Below are 25,149 nucleotides of genomic sequence, written 5' to 3'. Positions count from 1 at the left end.
CATCCGCTTTGTTCTCATGATAACAAATATTCATTCTTTGCCGATACTGATATCCTACGGATACCATGCGAAAAAGCTGTAGCACTTTTTTTTGCTACAGCTTCTTTCCACATCATCTGAAGAAATTAGACGTACTTCTTCATCCAAATATCATCACGATATGTGCCGTCTTCTAATTTTACGGAATCTGGATCTTCGGCATATACTTCAAAACCGAGCGACTCATAAAGATTTTGCGCGGCCTCGTTCCCTGATAAAACGGCAAGAATGACTTGCTCGACGTCCGGTAACTTCTTCGCTTCCTCGATTAAGGCTTCCATTAAAGCGCGACCAGTACCACCGCGATATTCAGGTGATACGTATACTCCAGAAATCATCGCTTTATGCGATTCACGTGACAATTCATATGGTTTGACCTGACCAAACCCAAACAATGTATCACCGTCGAACATACCAAGCCAAACCTCATCGGAGTCGGGTTCTCCCTCAAGTCCTTCTTGTACTTCGCGGAGCGGGGTTTGCTGTTCATCATCAAACGAATGACCGAATGCATCTGGATGATTTTTTAATCCCTCAAGGCGTAGATTCCAGTATTGTTCTGCATCCTCTTTAGTTAGTTTTCGAAAAGTATACATGACTGTCGGTTCTCTCCTTTTTGGGTATCATGACGTACAAAAAAATGACGTAAAAATGCTTCTATCTCTTACTTAACCCTTTTCTAGTAAAATAAAACCTAGATTTTTTTCTTTTTACTACTGGACGAATAGATGTGATTTTTTATGTATTCGTTCTCTACATCAAAAAAACTCAAGTGTGGACAATATGAAGCAAGTCCGACACTTAAGTTTTTTGCTACTTTATTTCGTAATACCTTCATCATGATACGTACGCTTATCCTTGCAAGACGGGTTCAAGCGTCTGACGTAATACATCAGCAGAATGATGGAATTTCTTCAACTCTTCTTCCGTCAATGAAACTTCAATGATTTCACGCACACCTTGACGATTGATGATGGCGGGAACTCCAATATGGATACCAGAAATGCCGTACTGCCCATCGACATGGGCGCCGACCGTCAATAGACAGTTCTCATTTCCGAGGATGGCACGAACGATCCGAACGAGTCCAAGCCCAATCGCATAGTAGGTTGCCCCTTTGCGCTCGATGATATGATAAGCAGCATCTCGGACGTTGATGTAGATTTGATCAAGATCTGCTTGAGAATAACGATCGTCTTCAGCAAGTAGTTCATCAATCGTTTTTCCATAAATGCGGCTGTTACTCCAGGCTGCAAATTCCGTGTCACCATGTTCGCCAAGAATATAGGCATGGGCATTTCGGGAATCAATGTGAAAGTATTCTCCAAGCATTTGACGCAGACGTGCTGTATCCAGCACCGTTCCTGATCCAAATACGCGGGATTTCGGAAGACCAGAATATTTCCAGGCAAGATGCGCCATGATATCAACCGGATTGGAAGCCACAACGATGATCCCATCAAAACCAGAATCCATGATTTGACGAATCATTTCTTTCATGATCAAGGCATTCTTTGCAACGAGATCGAGTCTTGTCTCACCTGGTTTTTGTGGAGCGCCTGCCGTGATGACGACGACTTCCGCTTCGCGGCAGTCCGCGTAGTCACCAGCCCATATTCGCATCGGTGAAGAGCTAAATGGTGTTCCGTGGTTTAAGTCCATTGCCTCGCCCTCTGCTTTGGCTTTGTTGACATCAATGATGACAAGTTCTTCACAAAGTCCAGCTGTTGACATCTGATAGGCAAAGCTTGAACCGACTGCACCAGCTCCAATGAGGGCTACCCGTGTCACTTTCGCATGTAATTCCATATCGTTATGTCCACCCTTTCATTCGTCCTAAGAGTTTGTTAACTATCTCACAAGTAAATTGTAACATCTTTCACATTCTTTGTATCATGTGAAATTAATCACATTTGTCCATTTTGTGTCATTGATATCCTAACATAAGGAATTACATACTCATATACTTTCCAGTTACCAGAATCGAACGATGATAAACCCGATTCCACTTGCCAAACCGCTCGTTAAGACATTGACAGCATCATTCCCTAAAAATCGAATGCCCGAAACATAAGCGGTCGGTTGACCATGGTGCTCTCGCTTTTCCGTGTATTCTCCACAAACCGTACATCGGTAAACACGTTGCCCTACTGCTCCAAATAGTGTATCCAGCAGACTCCCGAGTACACCGATGCTTGTTACGAGTAAGACGTCCCTTAAAGAAAGAGAAAATATCCAATGCGCTGCTATCGCGATGAACGCAGCTCCTACGATCGTACCGACCGTCCCAATCAGCGACATCGCTCCACTCGTTCCTGCTGGTACCCGTCGTAACGTTTTGAGAGACCATGGATCACGTTTTGAGAGCGGTCCGATTTCGGATGCCCACGTATCAGCATTCGATGCTGCGATGACGAATAGAAATAACAAGAGATACGCAAAATCCATCGTCATGGCATACGCTAAAGCAGCAACAAACGCTACCCCTCCATTCGCAAGGACCTGCCATCCGTCACGCGCGCCGTCTTTCTCAACGATGGAATCGACCGATTGTTTTCTGGACCGTCCGACCTTCGATAACAAGCTCGAGCTACCAAAGAAGAGCAAAAGTACTACTAATCCTTGCCAACTAAATCCGAATGAGACACCACTACCGACGAGCAGGGTCATGATCGCACCACTTGTCGTCAATAAACGAAAAGATCGTCCGGTCCAAGCAAGCAATAGACAAAACAAAATGGTAGCACTCAACATCGGATGACCTCTAAGTCAGTGACGATCAAGTCAACTGGGATATCAAAGGCTTCGACTTCAAAATCGGAAAGAAGTTGTTCAGAAAAGGCAATCGATACTTTACGTCCTGCATAGGTCACGAGTGCACGATCGTAATAGCCTCCTCCCCACCCTAAACGATATCCGTCCCGTCGATAGGCGCGACCCGGAACGAGACAAAGCTCTGCTTGAGCAAGTGAAGCCCGACGTGCTGAAGCGGTCGGTTCAGCAATCCCCATCTGATTTGCTTGCAGTTGATCTTCTGGTCCATGTTCATAAAAGACCATCTCGTCTCCCACTACTTTTGGTATCAAGACCGTCTTGCCCTCTTGCCACGCCTGTTCAATCAGCATTCTTGTATCACATTCATTTCGAAAAGCTAATGTGATCGCGACACAGGTCGCTTGTTGCCACTCAGGTAACAACAAAACATGTTCGTGAATCAATCGTTCCTTCTCCGCACGGTTCTCCATCACATCGAGTCGTTCTTTGATCAGACGGCGTACTTCTTGTTTATTCATGACTGTCTTCCTTTCCACAAAAAAAGCCATCACACGAAGTGACGGCTTCCATCTCAATTATTTCACTTCACGGTGAAGTGTGTGCTTACGGAGACGTGGGTTGTATTTCTTCAACTCAAGACGCTCTGGGTTGTTACGCTTGTTCTTTTTAGTGATATAAGTACGGTCACCAGTTTCAGTGCAAGCTAATGTGATTTTAACGCGCATGGGATTCCCTCCTATCTAGCTCTCGATGTATCAAGTGATTTTGCTTTACATAAGGTTAAGCATACTCAAGTATCGTACCAAGAAAGGAAAGGAATTGCAACTGTTCATCCGTTCTTTTTCGGATTCGTCACGTGTTGATATGGTTTTTCAAGGTTCTCTTCAAAACGCAGTGGCTTCTTTTCGACGTGATACTCTTGTTCCACCCCGTGACGTGACTCTTCTCGTTCTAGATAAACGACCGCTGATTGGCGCAACGCATCTCCTTCAAGTCGTTTTAAGGCAACGACCAAACCACCTGAACGATCAGGAGAACGCTCACTTTCGACATCGTAGACGTTACTGACGAGTGGCAACTCTTTGATCTTCGCGATAGCTTGGGCAGCTGATGCGGTTTCCATGTTGAAGTTGTGAATGACTGCGAAATCAACGATCTTACTCAAGGCTTGCGCTTGGCGTAAGAAGGCTAAATTTAGTGCCGCCAGTTGGTTATAGGTCTGAACCAGCGGTAGACCCGTCACTTGCACTCCGTAAACGTGAACACCTTCTTCAAATCGATACGCTTCCGGATGTTCCGTGACGACATAGACGTTCTCACCAGCAGCAGCAAGTCGTCGAGCGAGCTCCGAAGCTGGCCGGTCTGACGCATCATATTGTCGGACGAATAACAAGATGGCATCCGTATTCCAAGATTTCTCACGCTTCACTGCCACGTAGTAATCATGTGCCGTCAAGAAGACATCCGGTTCAATATCTGAATCTTGAAGGAAAGGATATTCGCGATATCGATCATCCAACCATTCCACCGTCAGCTCCTCAGCATCCAGGCGACGCTCAGTTTCTTCAAAACGTAGGATGTGCTCACGGAAACGATTCGCAGCATATTGCGCTGTCGTCTGTCCATCGAGGATGAACGGCCAGTCGCTCGAGACAGCGAGGAGGTATTCTCGAATGAGTTGACGCTTCGCTTTGACAGTCAATGCATCTTGATGACGATTTCGGGCTACGATACCTGCTAGTCTCTTCTCAAGTTGATGGAGATGACGAATCATCCAGTCATTCCGTTCATTGATCCAGACTTCCGCGTAGCCTTTTCGTCCCCACGTTCCCATCGCGACGTGTGCCGTGTCGATGTCTTGGAAGTGACGTTCGAGGAAGATTGCCGGTGAAATCGACTCAATTCCTTGATCTTCTAAACGTTCCATCGCTTTACCGAGGAAGTCGGGACCTTCAAACCACCAGTGACCGAACAATTCGGCATCAAATGGTGCTGTGACAAGGAATGGTGGGAAGTCTTGTCCTTGATGCGCATCTAAATGTTCACCGAGTGCTTGTGCGAAGTCTGCTGCGTGCTCACTTGTCCGTTGCCATGCCCAATCACGGACATAATAGTCTTTTTGATCCGTTTCTCCTGTTACGCGATGCAATTTCAATCCTGTATCATAACGTAGTCCTTCTGGGTGCATGAACTCAGCGATTTGATCCCACTCTCGATCGTACGCAAGGTCACGATAAAACTCACGGTAATCCGGATGACCCGGGTATCCGATGGCAGAGCTCCAAATCTTCCCGGAAATGATTTGATCACGGGGGAAGAGTGCCACACCGTGCGGCGAATAGACAGGTGCTCCGATTCCGTGTTTCGGTGACGGATCCGCGTTTAAGATTGAATGTTCGTCAACGAATGTATAACGAATACCCTCTTCGTACAAAATACGGTCAAGTCCTGGCGTATACGCACACTCTGGCATCCAAAGACCAGTTGGACGGAATCCGTAATGACGTTCAAAACAGTTCAATCCTGTCTGAATTTCAGAACGTGCCGCTTGTTCGGACAACATGTGCGGACTGAATCCGTGCGTCGCCGTACACGTAATCAAATCAAGATAACCTTGCTCCTTGTAATGACGGAATGCGCGGTTCAAATCTTTTTCCCAGTGAAGGAACGTATTCAATAAGTCTTGATAACGGTCTTGATAGAAAAGAAGCGCATCTCGTTCCTTTTGAGCAAGCTCTCGTTTTAGTTCCTGGCGAATCAAACGTAACGTATCCTCGATATGCTCGATATACCGCTCTTGAATCAATGGATCGGCAAGCATCTCGATGACGGGTGGTGAAATGCTGACCGTCCAGCCGAGCGGACGTGATAAGCGATCGACCTCCCACAATAATGGGATGTAGGTTTCTGAAATCGCTTCATACATCCACCGCTCTTCTAGACGATGTGCCTCTTCATGACGGATATATGGTAAATGTGCATGTAAGACGAGTGAAAAATATCCTTTTCGCATAGCTTCTCTTCCTTTCCCTCTCTCTAATTCCATTACCGGACGCGATCGAAATAGGAATAAGGACGTAATACTTCGACCCATTCCGGTTGTTCGACCTCTCCATATTGCCAATGATGCACGACTTCCGCGAACCGTCCGTCCGTGACTGGCTCGTCACGTGGCGTTTCGACTGGTTTTGAACGCAGTACTGGGACAAAGTCCCCGTCGATCGTTTGAATGCCCCATTCAATGATGTATGTAGTATTCGGGGCGACTGGTCGAACGAACCAAGCATTCGTCATTTCTGGTAGCTCGAACTGATACGTCCGATTTGCCTGTCCTTGTTCGTATTCAACAAGCGTAATATCAATGATGCGTAATTCTTTACGGAACGAATCAAACGTCGTGTGATAGTGCGTCTCTAGCAACTGTTTCGACAGTTCAGATAATTCCCAGTAGACGTATAACGCTGTCGGTGACTGAACGATGGCGTGGAGGATGTCATCCTCGTAATGTGTCGCCATTCCAAACGCATCGCGTTCTAGCGAAGGTACCACTTGCACAGACGGTACGACGTCTAATACCGGTGCAGTCGACTTTTTCGTCTGCTTGACCGTTTTTGATTTTACTTTCGGCGCTGCTACAGAAGGTTGTTCTGTTAACGATTTACGATATTTAGTCCAAGCATATTTGATTTTTCCTTCAGTCGTATCCAATTGAGCTGCGATTTGTTTTGTTGTCAGCCCTTGTTCCTTCATTTTAATGATTTGCTCAAGCATTCCCAATCACCTCTCTGTCATTATTCACTTCTTTCCTATTCTACAAACGTGTTTCGAATCCCTTTACAAAAAAAGTAGGCAGAGGAAATTCCTCCTGCCTACTTGATTCATCCGTTTAAATCATAATGTTTTCCTTTTTCGAGATAGATCAGATGCTCCCCGACGTTCGTCAAATGATCACCCATCCGCTCGATGTAGCGGCAAATATTCGTGAATTGCATGACTTCATCGACGACGATCGGCTGAAGTGACATATGACGCATGTACTGGCGAAGTGCCTTATATGTCGTCTCATCAATGACGTTATCGAGATCAGACAAGGCTTTTGCTTTCTCGACATCTCCGTCACGATAGGCAACGATTGCAGTTTCCGTCATATCCAGTAATGTCTCGAATGCTTCCTTCAACAACGAAATATCGATGACATACGGGAATGTTTCGACACGTAGAACCGCTTTTGAGATATTCCCCGCATAATCTGCAATCCGTTCAAGATCCGACGAAATTTTCATCGCGGTGATAATTCGTCGTAAATCCGTCGCAACGGGTTGTTGCTTCGCGATTAATAAAATCGCATCATCGTTGATTTCAAGTTCAAGATCATCGAGTTCATTATCATTTTCGATGACACCACGCGCGATGTCTTGATCATATTTTTCGAGTGCTTCTGCCGTTGTTGCGATCTGTTGCATCGTCTTACGAGCCAGTAAAAAGACCTTTTGATCGAGTATTGCAAGATTTTCTCCAAAAATCGTACGGTTCGCTGCCATTCGTCTCGTCTCCCCTTCTTATCCGAATCGTCCTGAAATGTAATCTTCCGTCCGTTTGTCACTCGGATTGCCAAAGATCCGGTCTGTTTGATCGAACTCGACGACTTCACCATTCAAGAAGAACGCTGTTTTGTCTGAAACACGTGCAGCCTGTTGCATGTTGTGTGTCACGATGATGATCGAGTAGTCTGATTTCAACTCTTGGACGAGTTCTTCTACTTTTAATGTAGAAATCGGGTCAAGTGCCGATGTCGGCTCATCCATCAAGATGACATCTGGCTCGATTGCAAGACAACGCGCGATACAAAGACGTTGTTGCTGACCACCAGAAAGACCATAGGCATTTTCGTTCAAACGATCTTTGACTTCATCCCAGATCGCTGCACGGCGTAAACTACGTTCGACGATCTCGTCGAGGATTTTTTTGTTTTTAACACCGTGGACACGAGGACCATAAGCGATGTTGTCATAAATTGATTTTGGAAATGGGTTCGGTTGCTGGAAGACCATTCCGACCGATGTCCGTAATTCTTCGACACCGTATTCTTTATCAAAGATATTACGTCCGTGATACTCGATTGCACCATTCGTCCGTACGATCGGAACGAGTTCGACCATTCGATTCAATGTTTTGATGAATGTCGATTTCCCGCAGCCAGACGGTCCAATGATTGCCGTGACTTCATTTTTCTTAATGTCGAGATTGACATCTTTCAGCGCATGATCGTCACCGTACCATAAGTTTAAGTCTTTGACGTTATAGACGCTCTCACGTGCTGCTACTGGTTGATTCATACGCTCTGTCCCTTCTGTAACGACTGATTTCGTATTCAGCTTCGTATCCATCATCTGTCTTCCTCCTTAAAAGAAATCCCTTCTATCTATCTCGTTCGATTAGTAGCGTTTTGAGAATCGGTTCCGGATCCAGATTGCAAGTGAGTTCATCGTCAAGAGGATAACCATTAAGACGATGATGCCTGCTGCTGCAAGTCCTTGGAAGTCCGCTTGTGGACGACTTGTCCAGTTGTAGATTTGAATCGGTAATGCTGTGAACTCTGAGAAAATACTTTCTGGCGCACGAGCAATGAAAATCGCAGCTCCGACCATGATGAGTGGTGCTGTCTCACCAATCGCTCGAGATACAGCCAAGATGATCCCAGTGATGACACCCGGTAGTGACGCCGGAAGAACGACTTTGAACGTTGTTTGCCATTTCGAAGCACCGAGTGCAAGTGATGCATGACGCATCGCTTGTGGAACGGCACGGATTGCCTCTTGGGACGAGACAATGACGACCGGAAGACTCATCAACGCGAGTGTCAATGCTCCTGCAATCAATGTTGAACCGAAGCCCATGTTACGTACGAAGAACGTCAAACCAAGTAAACCGAAGACGATTGACGGAACACCAGCAAGGTTTGAGATGTTGACTTCGATGAATGAAGTCATCCGACTCTTTTTCGCGTACTCTTCTAGGTAAATCGCTGCCCCGACACCAATGATGAAAATCATCGGGATGATGAGGAGCATCAAGAAGATGGAGCCCATTAACGCCGGATAAATCCCGGCACGTTCCGAACGGCGTGATGGTGCATTTTGTAGAAACTCAAGTGATAACCATGATGCACCGTCACGGATGACGCCGAACAAGAGAATACCTAAGACGACGAGACCGAAGAACAGTCCAGCAAGGAAAATGACTTTTGTGACGTTGTTGACGACGAGTCGCTGGCTAATGGATTTCTTCACCGCGACCGGATCAATGAATTTCTTTGAGACAGGTTGCTTTTCTGGTAAGGCCATCTTAGTACTCCTCTCTGAAGCGGCGTGTGATCCAGTTCGCAAGTAAGTTCATCACTAATGTGAAGACGAACAAGAGTGTACCAACCGCATAGATACTGTAATATTCGACAGTTCCAAATCCAGCATCACCTAAGGCGACCTGAACGATATACGCTGTCATCGTTTGGACTGGCTCGAGTGGATCGATCGCAGCTGTCGGATTCGAACCACCAGCGATTGTTACGATCATCGTCTCACCGATTGCCCGTGACATACCGAGTACGATCGATGCAATGATACCTGATAAAGCAGCTGGAACGACGACTTTCAATGCAACTTCAAGACGTGTCGAACCGAGTGCAAGCGCACCATCACGAATCTTTTTCGGGACAGAGCTCATCGCATCCTCAGAAATCGAAGCGATCATCGGAATGATCATGATTCCGACGACAATCCCTGGGCTAAGCGCATTGTAAATTTGAATTCCTGGAATCAATTTTACGAGTAATGGTGTAACGAACGTCAACGCGAAGAATCCGAAGACGATTGTTGGAACACCTGCTAACACTTCAAGAATTGGTTTTAAGATACGGCGTGCGCGGTCTGACGCGTACTCACTTAAATAAATCGCTGATGTGAGACCGATCGGCACGGCAACTAGCATCGCAATCACGGTAATCTCAAGCGTCCCGACGACAAGTGGCCAAATTCCATACTCTGGTTGTGAGTTGAGTGGATACCAGCTCGTACTGCCGAAGAATTCCTTGAACGGAACGACTTCGAAGAAGTGCTCTGTTTCAATGACTAACGTGAGAATGATGCCGATGGTCGTAACGACCGAGACGAACGCACAAAGGAATAACACGATTGGCATGACGCGTTCCATGACGTTTTTCATACTATATTTTTGCTGTCGGTTCTGTTGAATCAGCTCGCGAACCGATTTATTTTGTGTTGAACTCATCCTTCTTCACTCCCTACTCCTTCTTGACATGAGAACGGGACCCAACCGGTACAGACTTCCCCGGTTGGGCCATCCTCATGACTCGATGATTTATTTCATTGCGTCTTCAATTGCTTTTGCGTTTTCATCGTAACGATCTTGCGGCATTTTGATATATCCGACTTCTTCAGCAAGATCACCAGCGTTTTCGTTCGTGAACTGAACGAAGTCAGCGACTTGTTTTTTGTCTTTCATCGATTTGTTATTGATGTACGTGTAGATTTCACGTGATAGTGGATAAGAAAGATCTTTGATCGTTTCTGGTGTTGGATCGACTGCGTCTTTTCCTTCAGCAGAAAGTGGTACTTCCTTCAACTTATCTTTATTCTCAGCGTAGTACGCATAACCGAAGTATCCGATTGCGCCTTTCGTTCCTTCAACACCTTTGACGAGAACGTTATCGTCTTCTGATAATTGAACATCTTTACGCATATCTTTTTTCTCAAGTACTTCCTCAGAGAAGAAGTCGAATGTTCCTGAATCTTTCCCTGGGCTGAAGAATTTAAGTGGTTCAGCCGGATAAGAAGAATCGACATCTTTCCAAGTCTTGATGTTCGGGTCGAGCCAGATTTTCTCGAGTTGCTCCATTGTGAGCTCTTTTACCCATGTATTTTCTTTGCTGACTGCGACAGTCAAACCGTCATATGCGAGTGCCATTTTTGTGAATTCAATATTGTTCTTTTTCGCTTCAGCTGCTTCTTCTTCTTTAATTTCACGCGACGCATTCGAAAGATCTGTTTCACCAACGACGAAGCGTTTGAATCCGCCACCTGTACCAGAGACACCGACTGTGACATCTACGTCAGGTTGTTCCATTGAATATTCTTCACCGACAGCTTCCATGATCGGGAAGACAGTAGAAGAACCGTCGATTGCGATTTTTCCTTTTAAATCAGATGAACTAGCAGAACCGCCTTTATCGTTACCACATGCTGCCCCCACTACTGCGATTGATGCTACCGTTGTGATGAGTGCTGTTTTTTTCATCCAAGACATGATTAATTTTCCTCCTCGAAAGTATGTCGCTGACGATGCTACGACTTTTTATCCGTTTTCCTTACAAGACTTATACTACGGATGAACTATTAAAACGAAATGAATCCAACGTAAAAGAATTGTAAAGGCGTGTTTTTTAGTGTTTACAATTCGAAATCCATTAGAAAAAAAGGTCAATGCAAACAAAAAAACGAGAGTGATTGCTCACTCTCGTTTTTCATCTAGTTAATTTGGCTTAGTTTGCCACGGGATATCTTTGACATTAAAGTACGCTTTGACAAGATCGTGACCGATTTTTGAGTTGACGGTTTCTTGTTCCATATAAGGAAGGAACACGGCCCATGCCATCTCTGGATTATCGTACGGTGCCCAGCCAACAAGGTTCGAGTTCAATGAACGAACCGGTTGACCACTTCCGTCACGTAAGGCGATCCCATCATCACCATAGACACTGACCTGCGCTGTACCTGTTTTCGCAGCTGCATCAATACCGGTTTGTGCGATGATTTTTGCTGTACCACGTTCTCCCTTGACGACACGATGCAATCCTTCTCGGACATGATCAATGTTATCTTGACTGACTTCAATCCGATTCAGGTAATTCGTCTTAAAGCTATAATCAACTTGTTTCGTTCCTTTTTCAATCGAATTCGACGCGAGAACTTCTTTTAAGAAGTGCGGCTGAACACGATAGCCACCGTTGGCAAGTGTTGAAATATACTGTGCGACTTGTAGCGGTGTAAAAGCATCATACTGTCCGATGACTCGGTCCATGAGTAGCGTGACACGGTCAGGTGTCCCTTGAACACCTTTTGCTTCGTATGGCAAATCAACACCTGTCGTCACCCCAAGACCGAATTGGCTATAGTAATTCTGCATGATGGCAGCTGCTCCGTCTACACTCGCTCCGGCAATACCGTTACTTGGGTACTTCGCCATCCGCATCGCAATGTTGAACATATAAACGTTTGATGAACGCTCAAGTGCCGTCAAGTCCGTGATTGCTCCCATATTGACGTACGATGCTTTTTTCGTTCCCCCGATTGTGATCGGCGCATCATTGATGACTTCGTTTTGACGGATGACGCCCTCCTCGAGTCCCATCGCAACCGTTGCACCTTTGATCGTCGAACCGATCTGAAGGGACGTCAACACGTTATTGATTGCGACATCCGAAAACTTACCGGTTGCTGGATCCAGCTTTTGACCAGACATCGCAAGAATCTCACCAGTCTGTGGGTTCATGACGACGGCGTAACCTTCTTTTAGATAACGACTACCCATGCCACGCCCCATTTTAATCGCTTGTTGCATGATTTGGTCGACTTGTTTGTTGTACTCTGCATCCACGGTCAGAACGAGATCTTTACCGGACTCGCCTTCTTCGCGTTTTGGATCACCGACCGGCTCTCCATTGAACGTCTCATACACATCGTACGCGGGTTTCCCGCGCAGAAGATCCTCATACTGTTGTTCAAGGAATGATGTTCCGACACGGTCATTCAAGCTGTAACCTTTTGCTTTGAACTCCGCTTGTTGTTCTGCTGGAATCTTCGAATACTTCCCGAAGATGTTTCGAAGTGTTCCTTCATATGGATAAGAACGCTCATAGAACGGTTCCACCGATATACCTTTTAAATCTTCTAGATTTTCATCGATGATCGCCATCTCTTTTGCGGAAGCACCGAGTTTGACGAGTTGTGGATCAAGCGCATATCCGACTTCCATGTTGTGTTTGATCGCAATGACTTCCATCGTTTGATCGTCATAATCGATATCGTCTTTCGTAATCGCATCTAATCGGATTTGATCCTGTTCTGCGATTGATAGTTTACTTTGTGCTTCTGCTGAAGGATATTTCTGTTTGACGGCTTCTTGATAACGACGATCAGACTCTTTCGTGTTTGTCGCGATCCAGAAGTCCTTAATATCACGTTCTGTGACTTTCCAATCTTTTTTAGGCAAATCAATGATTGCCGCAAGGCGTTGTGCAATCTCAATGCGTTCATCGACTTTCGTCGTTTGTGCTCGACGGTAGACGATGGAGTATTTAGAAATCGTATCAACCAAAAGACGACCATCCCGGTCATAAATCTTTCCGCGTGGCACTTCATATTTTGATGCGATCATTTCTGTTTTTTGAACTTCCCGCGAAATTTTCTCACCATTGACGATTTGCACGACTCCTAAACGGAAAATCAAAATCGCAAACAATAAAAAAACGACGAAGAACATTAAATTCAGACGAAGCGGCAGATGATTACGCCGTCTTCCTCGTACGGTGATTCGTTTAGCCATGGCGTACTCCCCTATCGTTCAAAAGTCATCTTGTTTCATTATATAGAAGGAAACTTTCCATAACAACCTATCCCATCATTTTCCGCATTAAAAAAAGCGTATCGTTCACAATTGAACGACACGCTCGTTTTCACATTACTTCGCGTCAGCGTAAAGCTTCGCTACGTGATCCCAATCAACGACGTTGAAGAACGCATTGATGTAATCAGGACGACGGTTTTGATAGTTAAGATAGTATGCATGTTCCCAAACATCAAGACCGAGGATTGGTGTTTTGCCTTCCATGACTGGTGTATCTTGGTTTGGTGTCGAAACGACCGCCAATTTTCCACCGTCAACGATTAACCAAGCCCAACCTGAACCAAAACGAGTTGTTGCTGCTTTTGCGAACGCATCTTTGAATGCATCGAATGATCCGAATGCTTCGTCGATTGCTGTCGCGAGTTCGCCTGTTGGAGCAGCACCGTCGTTCTTCTTCAACAGTTTCCAGAAGAATGAGTGGTTCCAATGACCGCCACCGTTGTTACGGACTGCAGTTTGAATGTTTGCTGGGAGAGCATCCAAGTTTTGAAGAAGTTCTTCAAGTGACTTTCCTTCATGTTCTGTACCCTCAAGCGCCGCATTCACGTTCGTGACATACGTGTTGTGGTGTTTCGTGTGGTGAATCTCCATCGTACGAGCATCGATATGTGGCTCAAGCGCATCATAAGCGTAGCCGAGTTCTGGTAATTCAAATTTTGACATGTTCATGTCCCCCTTTGTGCTATTTTCGAAAACTTCAATACCCTTTAAGACTAGCAAAAGAACCTGTGTTGACGCAAGTCAAGACCCTCGGATTTACTCGACTTCTCGCGGAGCAAAAACTGAGACACCACCACCTGGAACCGGGAAGACACCAAATCCTTCATCGTCGATCACGACAGGGTGATCTTGATGGTTCGTATAGTCGAACCATTCTTGACCTGCACGTTCTTCACCGACGAACATCCGTTTTTCACACATATCGGCATTCGACAATAAGACCGCACAGCCAGAGTTCTCGATTTCCTCAACTCCACGGCGAACCCAACCGACACAATGAGGATCATCGAGATAATCTTCTTGCTCACCATATGCTTTGTGATACCGTGCATAGAGTAAAGCATCGATCATTTCTTTTTTTCCTTCTACCGGATGTGGTCCTTGCACTCCATAATAGTCACCGTAGAAGACACATGGGTAACCGTCTTTACGAAGTAAAATCGCCGCGTAAGCGTGTTGTTTGAACCAGTCATCCACCCACGACTCAAGTGATTCCCCCGGTTGAGAATCGTGATTGTCGACGAACGTGACGGCATTCGTCGGGTGTGATTCGACAAGGGTGTCCGCAAACAACGTCGTCATATCAAAGTCTTGTCCCTGCTTCGAAGCTTCATGGAACTTGTAATGAAGCGGAACATCGAACAAATCGATCGTATAGTCGACGCTATCGAGGAAATGACGACAATCATCGAGATCTGATTTCCAGAACTCGCCGACCATATAGAAATCACCTTCACTTTTTTCAATCATTGATTTTGCGAATTCATGAACGAATTCATAGTTGATATGTTTGATGGCATCGAGTCGGAAACCTTGGCAATCAATTGTTTCTTGGAACCAATGTCCCCAGCGGATCATTTCTTCTCGGACTTCCGGGTGATTATAATCGATGTTCGCGAACATCAAATAGTCATAGTTTCCGAATTCATCATCGACTTGATCATTCCAATCTTTATTTTTACCGGAAATTTTAAAGACACCCGTCTTTTCTTCACGGGCATCAAAATCCGTTCCATTGAAAAATTCATGTGTCCAGATGAAATCTGAATATTTTCCGTTACGTCCTGGGAACGTAAACTTCGTCCAAGCTTCGATTTCAAACTCTTCTGAAATTTCTTTCGAACGATCTTCTGGATGGACCTCGACGACATTGATCGTCTCGAGTTCATCGGCTGCTGCTTTATGGTTCATGACGACATCCGCGTAAACAGCGATATCGTTCTCACGAGCAACCTGGATCGCTTCGACGAGTTCATCTTTCGTACCGTATTTCGTACGGACCGTTCCTTTTTGATCAAATTCGCCTAAATCATAGACGTCATAGATGCCATATCCTGTATCTTCATCCGATTGACCTTTTGACGCCGGTGGAATCCACACGGACGTGATGCCGGCAGCACGTAATTCAGGCGCCCGCTCTTTCAAGCGTTGCCAGTGCTTCCCATCATTCTCTACATGCCACTCAAAAAACTGCATCATCGTATGGTTACGTTCCATCTCTCTTCGCTCTCCCTTAGTTACTATAGTATGAATATTATTACAATATCTTTACTATTCCCCGGGGGAACAAAAATAAACGCTTCCCGTTTTTCAACGAGAAGCGTTCTACTGAATGGACCCTGCAGGGCTCGAACCTGCGACCGGACGGTTATGAGCCGTCAGCTCTAACCAGCTGAGCTAAGGGTCCTTAAGTAATAGTAGCGGCGGAGGGAGTCGAACCCACGACCTCACGGGTATGAACCGTACGCTCTAGCCAGCTGAGCTACACCGCCATGATGTATGTTTCTTACTCTTACTAGATTACGAGATGTGGCGAAACTTGTCAATATGCTATTTCAAAAAAATAAACAGCTGATTTCATTTTTTGAAATCAGCTGTTATAAGAAAATCGTATTTCACTTAGTTCGTTAAAGCCGTCCGCTGTTCTAGGACGAGATCCGTAATGTTAACAGCGTGATCGCCAATTCGTTCGAGGTTCGACAAGAGATCGACGAAGATCATCCCTGCTTGTCCCGTACATTCGCCAGCGTTAACACGAAGGACGTGATGCTTCCGGAATGACCGTTCGAGCGCATCGAGTTTTCCTTCGAGTTCCAGAACCTTACGAGCTCGTGTAACATCATCCTCTTCGACAGCGCGAACAGCACAATCGACGATTTCTTGCGTTAAGGCATACATGTCATCAAGCTCTTTCTTCGCAGCTGATGTGAACTGGATTCGGTTGACGATTTGGAAGTCGACCAATTCGACGATGTTTTCGACATGGTCACCGATTCGTTCAAAATCATTTACAGCGTGCATCAGTAACGAGTGCTCATTTGATTCACGTTCTGATAAATCATGTGCTGCTACTTTAACGAGATAACTCGTGACTTCTGTATTTAAATGGTTGATTGCATATTCAATCTGTTGTGATTCCGATACATCTTTCTTATCATGCGATTGCGTGTAACGGTGTGCTTTTGAAAGTGCGTCTTTCGAGAATTCTCCCATTCGCAATACTTCGAGCTTTGCTTGGTTTAATGCGAGTGCCGAAGATTGGTTCAAGATATTTTGATCCAGATGACGCGGTTTTGAATCAATCGTCGTATCCGTTCCCGGTACGATTTTTTGTACCAACCATGCGATTTGTGCAATGAACCAACATTGAATCAACGTATTGACGACGTTGAATGTTCCGTGTGCAAAGGCGATTTGCATCTTTGGACCTAAATCAAGCGTACCCGTGATCCATGCGATGAAATTCGAGAAGATCGGTAAAGCAATCAAGAATAAAATCGTTCCGATAATATTGAAGATGACGTGTGCTGCCGCTGTCCGTTTAGCTGCAATCGACGCACCAAGTGCTGCAAGTACTGCTGTGATCGTCGTTCCGATGTTATCACCGAACAAGACCGGAAGTGCTGCTTTGATATCGATCATGCCACCAGCATACAACTCTTGTAAGATACCGATCGTCGCAGAAGACGATTGGACGAGAACAGTAAAGATCGTTCCGACGAATACACCAAGCAATGGGTTATCCGACATCGATACAGTCAACTCACGGAACCAGACACTTGACTCGAGTGGAGCCATTCCGTCGCCCATCAATGTGAGACCATAGAACAATGCACCGAAGCCAAAGAAAATCTGTCCAATGTATTGAACCCGTTCTTTATTGAAGAAGAAGATTAAGAAAGCACCAATTGCGATCGCTGGAAGCGCAGCTTCCTTGACGTTAAAGCCGATGATGAATGCCGTAATCGTTGTTCCGATATTTGCCCCCATGACGACTCCGATTGCCTGTCTTAAATTCATCAGACCCGCACTAACGAGACCGACGACGATGACGGTCGTTCCTGACGACGACTGAATTAAAATCGTGACGACGATACCTGCTAAAATACCTAATAGTGGATTCGTCGTATATTTATCGAGGATGTAACGTAATCGGTCTCCGGCTGTTTTTTGGAGCCCATCTCCCATATACTTAATACCGAATAGGAAAATCCCGAGTCCACCGATGAAGGTGAAAATCATTTCCTGCAAATCATAGTTCATCTTGCCAGCTCCTTTATTTCATGTGGATTGATGTGTTTGTAAAGTTTATTTTCTCAACTCCCCCATTATGTAAAGGTCTAGTGAACTTGTAAATAGTTTTTTCAATATCCGTTTGTTAAGCTTTTATTAATCTGTACCATTACACAAAAAACCTTTATTACAAACACAAATCAAATAATTTAAATCTGTTATAAAACATTAGAAAGAGTGATTCACTTGTCATTTTTACGTCAACTGATTAATTACTTACAAACTTCCTTAATTCCAAATCGTCCGTTTTTGCGTCTTCGTTTAGCAGATGTTTCCCTTTATTTTTGTGGATTAGCTTGGATTTCATTTTGGACGACGGTCATTGATTCCTTCTTTTTACAAAAAAACATTCCGATCGTCGTCTGGTTCATCCTTCATTTCATCTTTATCGCAATCGCTGTATTACTTTACGTATTGTTTATGGCGTATCTAACAAAAGGGTTTGTCCGATTGTTACTTCCCCGTCCGTGGGCATATCGCCAAACGTTTCCTTATACAGTCGCAACGAACCTCTGGTCTTTCCCAATCGGTATGCTTCTATACCAACTTGATTATCCTCGCTTCGGAATCGGGATACTCGTAATCGGACACTTCGTCTACACATTAGTGCCATTATGGATTGCCCGTTCCTCGAAGCCACGTTCTTCACGTAAACCTCAATGAGTATTAAAATCAGGCGTCCGACGGATTGACGGACGCCCTTCTTTCATTAAACAATTGTAAATGTTCAATTTTCGTTCTTGTTTCTCGATTTTTAGGGAATAGTTCGATATGATAGAAAAGGTAAACATAAACAATATGGCGGTATGCCACAAAAGGAGATTTTCGATATGCCGAAAATGGTCCATCGCTCTAAGACTCGTCCCGTTCGTGTAGGGGACCTTGTCATTGGTGGAAATAATGAAGTCATCATCCAAAGTATGACGACAACTAAAACACACGACGTCGAAGCGACAGTCGCTGAAATCCTACGCCTTGAAGAAGCTGGTTGCCAAATCGTCCGCGTCGCTTGTCCAGAAGAACGTGATGCGCTCGCACTTGCAGAAATCAAAAGCCGAATTAACATTCCGCTTGTCGTAGACATCCACTTCAACTATAAACTTGCGCTTATGGCAATCGAAGCTGGCGTTGATAAAATCCGGATCAACCCGGGTAACATCGGTCGCCGCGAAAAGGTCGAAGCCGTCGTTACAGCAGCAAAAGCAAAAAATATCCCAATCCGGATTGGGGTAAATGCCGGTTCACTTGAAAAGCATATTCTTGAAAAGTATGGCTACCCAACTGCTCGTGGTATGGTCGAGAGTGCGTTGCACCACATTAAGATTCTCGAAGATCTCGACTTCCATGATATCATCGTCTCGCTTAAGGCATCAGACGTACAGTTGGCGCTTGAAGCGTATCAGCTCGCTTCTGAATCATTCGACTATCCACTTCACGTCGGGATTACGGAATCTGGTCCACTTCGCTCTGGTTCATTAAAATCAGCAGCGGGACTTGGCGCGATCTTGTCACGCGGAATCGGAAATACAGTTCGTGTATCTCTTTCAGCGGACCCTGTCGAAGAAGTAAAAGTCGCAAAAGAAGTCTTGAAATCATTTGGTCTCGCAGCGAACGCAGCGACATTGATCTCATGTCCAACATGTGGTCGGATCGAAATCGATTTAATGTCGATCGCTGCAGAAATCGAAGACTATATCGAAAACATCCAAGCGAACATCAAAGTTGCGGTTCTCGGATGTGCGGTCAACGGTCCTGGTGAAGCACGTGAAGCTGATATCGGTATCGCTGGTGCACGCAACGAAGGATTGTTATTCCGTCACGGAGAAATCATCCGTAAAGTACCGGAAGCAACGATGGTCGAAGAATTGAAGAAAGAAATCGATGCGATCGTTCTCGAAAAACAGGCTGAAAAAGAAGCCGAAAAAGCAAACCATGCATAAGTGGAAGACTCCTCCCTCGCGAGGAGTCTTTTTTCCTATCTCGATTTCGACTATGTTATACTAAGTGAAGAAAAATTTTTAGAACGTTGGTGACTGTAAATGAAAATTGGAATCGACATTGATGGAACGATCACACATCCATCCTCTTGCTTCACTTACATGAATAAGCATCTTGGAACGTCGATTGACTTCAATCAGGCGTCCGAGTATGAATTGCATACGTATACCGATATGAATCAAATCGAATTTTGGGACTACATGGTGAACTCCGGTCACGAGACCGGCATTTATCGTGAATCCATCCCTCAAGAACATGTTCGTCATCACTTATGGAATTTGCGGAAACAATATGATCTCCATTACGTAACAGCACGATCGGAGCTTGTTCGTCCTGTAACAGAAGAGTGGATCAAACAACACGAACTTCCTCTTGATTCTTTGATCATGACGGGATCACACGACAAAGTACAAGTCGTCCGTGATTTATCACTCGATTTATTCATGGAAGATCGATTAGAGAATGCTGTGCAAATCGCAGAAGACACATCTATTCCTGTAATCTTGTTCGACGCACCTTATAACCGTAAAGCTGTACCGAATAATGTCATTCGTGTCGCTTCATGGAATGAAGCCGTTCAAGAGATTCAAAAATTTGCACCGATTCGTTAAAACAGCCGATTAGGCTGTTTTTTCCATTTTCATGTCATTGCATGACTCGATATCGTACAATGACGATAGATTGAAACTTTGATATAGGAAGGGCTTCATGATGCTTGCGACAGTGAATATCTTTTTTATTAATATCTGTATTATTTTTCTCGTTTCTACGTTCACCTTTTACCTACTTCGTGATCGTTTACCAATTCAACCTGACTCAAAAATATCTACTCGTCTCTATTTCGGACTTTCCAATGGTATGACTGGCATTCTACTTATGCATAATGCAATCGACTTAAATGGAGCATTGATTGATTTACGGTTATTACCTCTCGCTTTGTCCGCTTTGTTCGGTGGTAATATCAGTATTGCCGTGACAGGGCTGATGCTCTTGATCTACCGATTCGTGATTGATAGCGGAGATTCACTAAGTGCTCTATTTAGTTCCGTCATCACACTACTTGGATTTCTAGTACTTTCTTTTATTTGTCGTCGATTCATCAAAAGGCAAGGGTACTTCTTTTCTGCAATCGTCACGGTCGGTTCCCTACTCGTACTCTCGCGATTGATTATGAGTAACTCCCCAGCAGATGCCTGGGGAACGATTTATATTCCTTATTTCATTTTAACGATTGGTGGAGCTCTTTTGTTTTATCGTTTGTCTTCACTCCTTCAGCAGCATTTCGTTCTTTATTCTTATCAATCCTACCTTGCTTCGACCGATCAATTGACGCGGCTCGCGAATCGCCATGTCATTTTAGAAAAAGTCACGACGCTCGAAAGGAGTAAAGATTCTTGGGGAGTCATCTTGTTTGATTTGGATCACTTTAAGAATGTAAATGATACACATGGTCACGCAATCGGAGACGCTGTCTTGCGCCACTTTTCAATCTTATTGAACGAACATTGTCCGGCACCCGTTACGGTCGGTCGATATGGTGGTGAAGAATTCATCGTCATCGTTCCAGACATTGAACTGCATCCTCCTGTCGTCCTAGCTGAAACAATCGTAACAGCCGTTCAGCAAACACCGTTCGTCATGCAAGATCATGCCGTATCCATTACGGTATCCGCAGGAATTGCTTACGCTCATCAACAACCAGCTGAAACAGTATTTAAGCAAGCGGATAGTGCTTTGTACGAAGCAAAAGCGCAAGGAAGAAATCAGTATCGCCTGTATCGATCGAAATGAATACTAAAAAGCCACTTCTCCTCCGAGCGATTCGGACTGAAGTGGCTTTTGTTGGTCAACGGACCGTTCCTTCATTCGTCTTTTGCAGTAGACAGATGATTTCTTCAAGTGGTACCGGTTTAGCGAAGAAATAACCTTGGAATAGATGAATACCGATTTCCTTGGCAATGCGTACTTCTTCTCCTGTCTCAACTCCTTCGACGATACATTCGACATGCATCGACTGGCTCAGTTGAAAAATCGACTCGAGAATGGATTGTCGTTTCTCCGATTCACCGATTTGTTCGATGAATTGCTTTGGAATCTTTAATTGACGTAACGGTAACAAACGCTCGAGAACATGATAGGACGCATGACCGGTTCCGAAATCATCAAGTGACAACGGGAAATCGAGCGTTTTGATTCGTTTGAGCGCTCGATGAATCGATTGGCTCTCAAAATCAAGTGACTGACTCTCGGTGATTTCAATTTTAATCTGTTGCGGTTTTAAGGCATACTTCAGTAGCGTTCGTTCGATGAAAGGCATGAACGACTCACTCGTCAACTGGCGTGGTGATACGTTGACAGATAACGTAAACTCGTCTGGAACAAGATCGACCAATGCTTTGCGCGTCTTACAGCTTTCCTCAAAAATCCATTCTCCTAGACGAATGATTAAATCACTTTTTTCAGCAATCGGAATGAATACGGATGGTCGATCAGCTCCTTGTAACGGGGTCTTCCAGCGAACTAAGGCCTCAAGACCAATAAATCGCTCTGATTGAACATCGTATTGTAATTGATAAACTAGATGAAAATCCGTTTCGATATTAGCTTGGGCTAGGGATTGTGCTGCTTTGACTCGTAATTCTTGATCCTTACGCCATTCTTTGTCAATACACATCACACGTTCGTTTTGTTGCGCTGCTTCTTGTAAGGCAGTCAATAATTGTTGCACCCGACGCTTTCGATTGTTGGTCGCCCCTTCGCCGTTATCAATGACGATGGATATGTTGACATAGACATGGTGCCCCTCGATTTCGTATGGTATGGAGATTTCTTGACTCAATTCTTCCATCGCTTCCTTACACGCCACCTCGTCCGGCTTTTCCATGACGATCAATAACGTACCTGCTTCAATCCGAGCAAAAGCTTGATAAGGAGGTAGTTGTCTCTTGAGTCGCTCGATACAGGCGCGTAGTACTTGTAACTGAATATCTTCTCCAAAATAACGTGCCAGCTCATAGTAGTTTTCTAAATGAATCCCGACAAAAATGAGCTGTTGTTCGGGTCTTGGAAAATCAATTTCGTTTAATCCTTGGCGATTCAAGACACCTGTTTCTTCATCACGTCGCGCCGTATCGTGTAATTGTATCGCAAGGTCATTTAACCGATTTAAATTGCGAATATGCAAGTGATTGATGACAAGCGCAATCGATACGCCAATCACAATCATGCCAATCCGTCCATAATGGTCTGTCGGATCAATTTCTACCGTCACGGTATCGGCATTCCACATGACATAAAAACTAGTTGCGATGGCAATCGCGATGGCGTACCACATCATGATTCGTTGATACGAGATTAAAGCGATCATCAAAAACAAAAAGCTACTTGCCCAAACGGTAACTGCCGCATAAGGTAAAAAGCTAATCGATGTAATCGGAACGACGAGCAACATCAAAGACAATAAGTGCGTTTGCAAAACGGTTTCCATTTTGCGACGACTAATATAAAAAATAAATAGACCCATGACGATTAAAAATGAAATGATGACAGAACGACTCAAATACGCATTCTTAATTGTCTCTTCTGTCGTCGTATAAATGATCAAAGCACCAACGAACATCATGAATAAGGCAAAATTTCCAATCCACCATTGTTGTTTCCGAACGATATCCTCCATGCTTTCTCCCTCCTTTCCGTCTGATTTTCCGTATAAAGGTTTCGACATCGCTTGATGATACTCCTGTCAAATGGAATGTGTCAATTCTTTCCTAAAAAGAAAAGTCTTCCCTCATACGTATCGTGGAAGACTGTTCTTTCAAATTGATGTTTTTATAGCTCGACTCTTCCTAACTCCTCGATGACATCCGTTGCTAGCAAGCTGCTCGGATGTAAACGTCGTTCAACTTGCCGAGAAGCACGTGCATACCACTCTGCTCCTAACGCTAATGTTCTTTCAATGTCTCCTGTTGGATGTTGTGCAAGAAGGCTGGTTAATATACCAAACAGCGTATCCCCACTTCCTCCTTTGGCGAGACCACTTGATGCACCCGAGACGACGAATCCGCCTCCATCCGGTTTCGCGATTAAGATGACATGAGACTTCAAGACGACAGTTACTTGATGCAAGATGGCATAGTCGGTTGCTTGACCGAAAAGATCATCTTGAATACTTGCGACACTCTGATTCGTCATCCGGGCGAATTCACCGATATGCGGTGTGACGATGATCGGCGCGGTTCGCTCGGGATAACTTTCTTTTACTAGAGCTGCAGCATCTAGTACAACCGGCAAATCACTCTCAAGCAGATAGTCCACCCATGTTTCGACTGCCTCTTGCGATAATCCGGGACCGATTCCAACTGCTGAGATGGAGGGGAGCATCTCCTGAATTGCTGGTAATGTCTGATCAATGACCATCGCTTCCGGCGCTTGGACGATGATTCCATGTTTCGCAAGTGCCGTCGTTGCCACTTGTAGTTTACCGACTCCTGTTCGTAAGGCTGCCCGTGTCGCGAGTTGAATGGAACCCGGCATCGTCTCACTTCCACCAATCAATAGAGCCGTCCCGTACGTTCCTTTATGACCGTATGGTTCCCGCTTGAACAAGGCGGTCACACCATTAGGTGATACGCGCCATTCACCAAATGTCGGTAATCCGATATCAATCGTTTCTGATTCGCCATAAAACGGTGCTGTCCGTATTAAAAAGGCAGATCGTTTCATTGCATGCAGTTGAAATGTCACGTCTGCGCGAACCGCTGTCTCCTTAAATTCCGTTGCGTGATCCGTCGGTACTCCGCTCGGCACATCCACTGCATAGATACGTGCCCCTTGTCGCTTTTGTTCCGATACGAATTCACATTGCGCTTCGAACACTTGATTCACCCGCTTTGGATCAAATCCCGTTCCATATAAGGCATCTAGAATGACATCATATTGACCACACGGTTGTTCGGTCACGAGTCCAAATGCTTCTGCATAATGAACATGGACGATGGATGTATCCGAACGATTCTCTCCAAATGGTGCATGTAGTGTGACATCAAATCCGTCGCGTATCAATTCGCGTCCAATGACATACCCATCCCCACCGTTATTGCCTGTCCCACATAAAATCAAGATTCGCTCCGTCTTCCTATGACGCTCTTTGATACGTGTTGCGATGTGACTTCCGGCTCGTTCCATCAGCACTTCAAGTGGCAGTCCGGATGTCCGTGCCCACTCATCGATTTGTCGCGCTTCTTGTGTATCATAAATCATCTTCTCATCACCTCTGTTCGACTATTCCCGTTTTGAACAGGACTAGTCTTCTAAAACGAAAAAAGGACGCCCGACCGGGCATCC

The 25,149-nt window shown here is 44.9% G+C and carries 22 protein-coding genes and 2 tRNA genes; 4 read left to right on the top strand and 20 right to left on the bottom strand.

All coding sequences use genetic code 11. From position 1 onward, the window contains the following. Positions 1 to 125: 125 nt before the first annotated feature. The 18 genes from K7G97_RS04775 to K7G97_RS04690 all read right to left on the bottom strand — a co-directional run bounded on the left by K7G97_RS04775 (position 126) and on the right by K7G97_RS04690 (position 17,778). Positions 126 to 635 (bottom strand): GNAT family N-acetyltransferase, encoded by a 510-nt coding sequence (locus K7G97_RS04775; RefSeq protein ID WP_023467548.1) that lies wholly within the window; start codon positions 633 to 635, stop codon positions 126 to 128. 256 nt (positions 636 to 891) lie between these two features. Next, positions 892 to 1,848 (bottom strand): L-lactate dehydrogenase, encoded by a 957-nt coding sequence (locus K7G97_RS04770; protein WP_023467547.1) that lies wholly within the window; start codon positions 1,846 to 1,848, stop codon positions 892 to 894. 165 nt (positions 1,849 to 2,013) lie between these two features. After that, positions 2,014 to 2,793 (bottom strand): DUF92 domain-containing protein, encoded by a 780-nt coding sequence (locus K7G97_RS04765; protein ID WP_223041481.1) that lies wholly within the window; start codon positions 2,791 to 2,793, stop codon positions 2,014 to 2,016. After that, positions 2,787 to 3,332 carry a 5-formyltetrahydrofolate cyclo-ligase gene (locus K7G97_RS04760; RefSeq protein ID WP_223041480.1) on the bottom strand — a complete coding sequence of 182 codons (546 nt, stop codon included), beginning with the start codon at positions 3,330 to 3,332 and terminating at the stop codon, positions 2,787 to 2,789. The genes K7G97_RS04765 and K7G97_RS04760 overlap by 7 nt, the downstream gene beginning before the upstream one ends. A 57-nt stretch (positions 3,333 to 3,389) precedes the next feature. Next, positions 3,390 to 3,539 (bottom strand): 50S ribosomal protein L33, encoded by a 150-nt coding sequence (gene rpmG, locus K7G97_RS04755; protein WP_012369771.1) that lies wholly within the window; start codon positions 3,537 to 3,539, stop codon positions 3,390 to 3,392. Positions 3,540 to 3,643: 104 nt separating this feature from the next. After that, positions 3,644 to 5,827 carry a 1,4-alpha-glucan branching protein domain-containing protein gene (locus K7G97_RS04750; protein ID WP_223041479.1) on the bottom strand — a complete coding sequence of 728 codons (2,184 nt, stop codon included), beginning with the start codon at positions 5,825 to 5,827 and terminating at the stop codon, positions 3,644 to 3,646. A gap of 32 nt (positions 5,828 to 5,859) precedes the next feature. After that, positions 5,860 to 6,585, bottom strand: a complete 726-nt coding sequence (locus K7G97_RS04745) for a DUF4912 domain-containing protein (protein ID WP_050678393.1) — start codon at positions 6,583 to 6,585, stop codon at positions 5,860 to 5,862. Between the two features lie 107 nt (positions 6,586 to 6,692). Further along, positions 6,693 to 7,355 carry a phosphate signaling complex protein PhoU gene (gene phoU, locus K7G97_RS04740; RefSeq protein ID WP_050678392.1) on the bottom strand — a complete coding sequence of 221 codons (663 nt, stop codon included), beginning with the start codon at positions 7,353 to 7,355 and terminating at the stop codon, positions 6,693 to 6,695. 18 nt (positions 7,356 to 7,373) lie between these two features. After that, positions 7,374 to 8,150, bottom strand: coding sequence for a phosphate ABC transporter ATP-binding protein PstB (gene pstB, locus K7G97_RS04735; RefSeq protein WP_053454494.1), 777 nt, complete (start codon positions 8,148 to 8,150; stop codon positions 7,374 to 7,376). A 99-nt stretch (positions 8,151 to 8,249) separates the two neighbouring features. After that, positions 8,250 to 9,158: a phosphate ABC transporter permease PstA gene (pstA, locus tag K7G97_RS04730; protein ID WP_029341063.1), complete on the bottom strand. Its 909-nt coding sequence runs from the start codon at positions 9,156 to 9,158 to the stop codon at positions 8,250 to 8,252. A 1-nt stretch (position 9,159) separates the two neighbouring features. After that, the gene (gene pstC, locus K7G97_RS04725; RefSeq protein ID WP_047396437.1) at positions 9,160 to 10,101 is read right to left on the bottom strand and encodes a phosphate ABC transporter permease subunit PstC; all 942 of its coding nucleotides are present in this window, start codon (positions 10,099 to 10,101) and stop codon (positions 9,160 to 9,162) included. Positions 10,102 to 10,191: 90 nt separating this feature from the next. Then, the gene (locus K7G97_RS04720; protein WP_023467538.1) at positions 10,192 to 11,136 is read right to left on the bottom strand and encodes a PstS family phosphate ABC transporter substrate-binding protein; all 945 of its coding nucleotides are present in this window, start codon (positions 11,134 to 11,136) and stop codon (positions 10,192 to 10,194) included. A gap of 225 nt (positions 11,137 to 11,361) precedes the next feature. Next, positions 11,362 to 13,434 (bottom strand): peptidoglycan D,D-transpeptidase FtsI family protein, encoded by a 2,073-nt coding sequence (locus tag K7G97_RS04715; protein WP_223041478.1) that lies wholly within the window; start codon positions 13,432 to 13,434, stop codon positions 11,362 to 11,364. 135 nt (positions 13,435 to 13,569) lie between these two features. Beyond that, positions 13,570 to 14,178 carry a superoxide dismutase gene (locus K7G97_RS04710; RefSeq protein ID WP_064300301.1) on the bottom strand — a complete coding sequence of 203 codons (609 nt, stop codon included), beginning with the start codon at positions 14,176 to 14,178 and terminating at the stop codon, positions 13,570 to 13,572. Between the two features lie 93 nt (positions 14,179 to 14,271). Beyond that, positions 14,272 to 15,732, bottom strand: coding sequence for an alpha-amylase (locus K7G97_RS04705; protein ID WP_023467536.1), 1,461 nt, complete (start codon positions 15,730 to 15,732; stop codon positions 14,272 to 14,274). Between the two features lie 116 nt (positions 15,733 to 15,848). Then, positions 15,849 to 15,922: transfer RNA gene (locus K7G97_RS04700), tRNA-Ile, on the bottom strand. A gap of 11 nt (positions 15,923 to 15,933) precedes the next feature. Continuing rightward, a tRNA-Met gene (locus K7G97_RS04695) sits at positions 15,934 to 16,007 on the bottom strand. Positions 16,008 to 16,134: 127 nt separating this feature from the next. After that, positions 16,135 to 17,778: a Na/Pi cotransporter family protein gene (locus K7G97_RS04690; protein WP_223041477.1), complete on the bottom strand. Its 1,644-nt coding sequence runs from the start codon at positions 17,776 to 17,778 to the stop codon at positions 16,135 to 16,137. A 207-nt stretch (positions 17,779 to 17,985) separates the two neighbouring features. Here K7G97_RS04690 and K7G97_RS04685 point away from each other — a divergent pair, with 207 nt between their 5' ends. From K7G97_RS04685 to K7G97_RS04670, 4 genes are all read left to right on the top strand, one after another. Further along, positions 17,986 to 18,471, top strand: a complete 486-nt coding sequence (locus tag K7G97_RS04685) for a hypothetical protein (RefSeq protein WP_223041476.1) — start codon at positions 17,986 to 17,988, stop codon at positions 18,469 to 18,471. A 167-nt stretch (positions 18,472 to 18,638) separates the two neighbouring features. Further along, positions 18,639 to 19,748, top strand: coding sequence for a flavodoxin-dependent (E)-4-hydroxy-3-methylbut-2-enyl-diphosphate synthase (gene ispG / locus K7G97_RS04680; protein ID WP_023467533.1), 1,110 nt, complete (start codon positions 18,639 to 18,641; stop codon positions 19,746 to 19,748). Between the two features lie 99 nt (positions 19,749 to 19,847). Then, a complete protein-coding gene (locus tag K7G97_RS04675; protein ID WP_023467532.1) occupies positions 19,848 to 20,417 on the top strand; it encodes a 5' nucleotidase, NT5C type in 570 nt (189 codons plus the stop codon). A gap of 97 nt (positions 20,418 to 20,514) precedes the next feature. Next, positions 20,515 to 21,597: a GGDEF domain-containing protein gene (locus K7G97_RS04670; protein ID WP_223041475.1), complete on the top strand. Its 1,083-nt coding sequence runs from the start codon at positions 20,515 to 20,517 to the stop codon at positions 21,595 to 21,597. 55 nt (positions 21,598 to 21,652) lie between these two features. On the opposite strand, the gene K7G97_RS04665 is transcribed toward K7G97_RS04670, so the two are convergent. Next, positions 21,653 to 23,482, bottom strand: a complete 1,830-nt coding sequence (locus K7G97_RS04665; RefSeq protein WP_223041474.1) for a GGDEF domain-containing phosphodiesterase — start codon at positions 23,480 to 23,482, stop codon at positions 21,653 to 21,655. 152 nt (positions 23,483 to 23,634) lie between these two features. After that, on the bottom strand, positions 23,635 to 25,065 hold the full coding sequence (locus K7G97_RS04660) for an NAD(P)H-hydrate dehydratase (RefSeq protein ID WP_223041473.1): 1,431 nt from the start codon (positions 25,063 to 25,065) through the stop codon (positions 23,635 to 23,637). Positions 25,066 to 25,149: the final 84 nt, after the last annotated feature.

The organism is Exiguobacterium acetylicum (genome assembly GCF_019890935.1).
GTDB lineage: Bacteria > Bacillota > Bacilli > Exiguobacteriales > Exiguobacteriaceae > Exiguobacterium_A > Exiguobacterium_A abrahamii.
The sequence above is the reverse complement of the archived record's forward strand: the minus strand, read 5'-3'. Positions and strand labels throughout refer to the sequence as shown.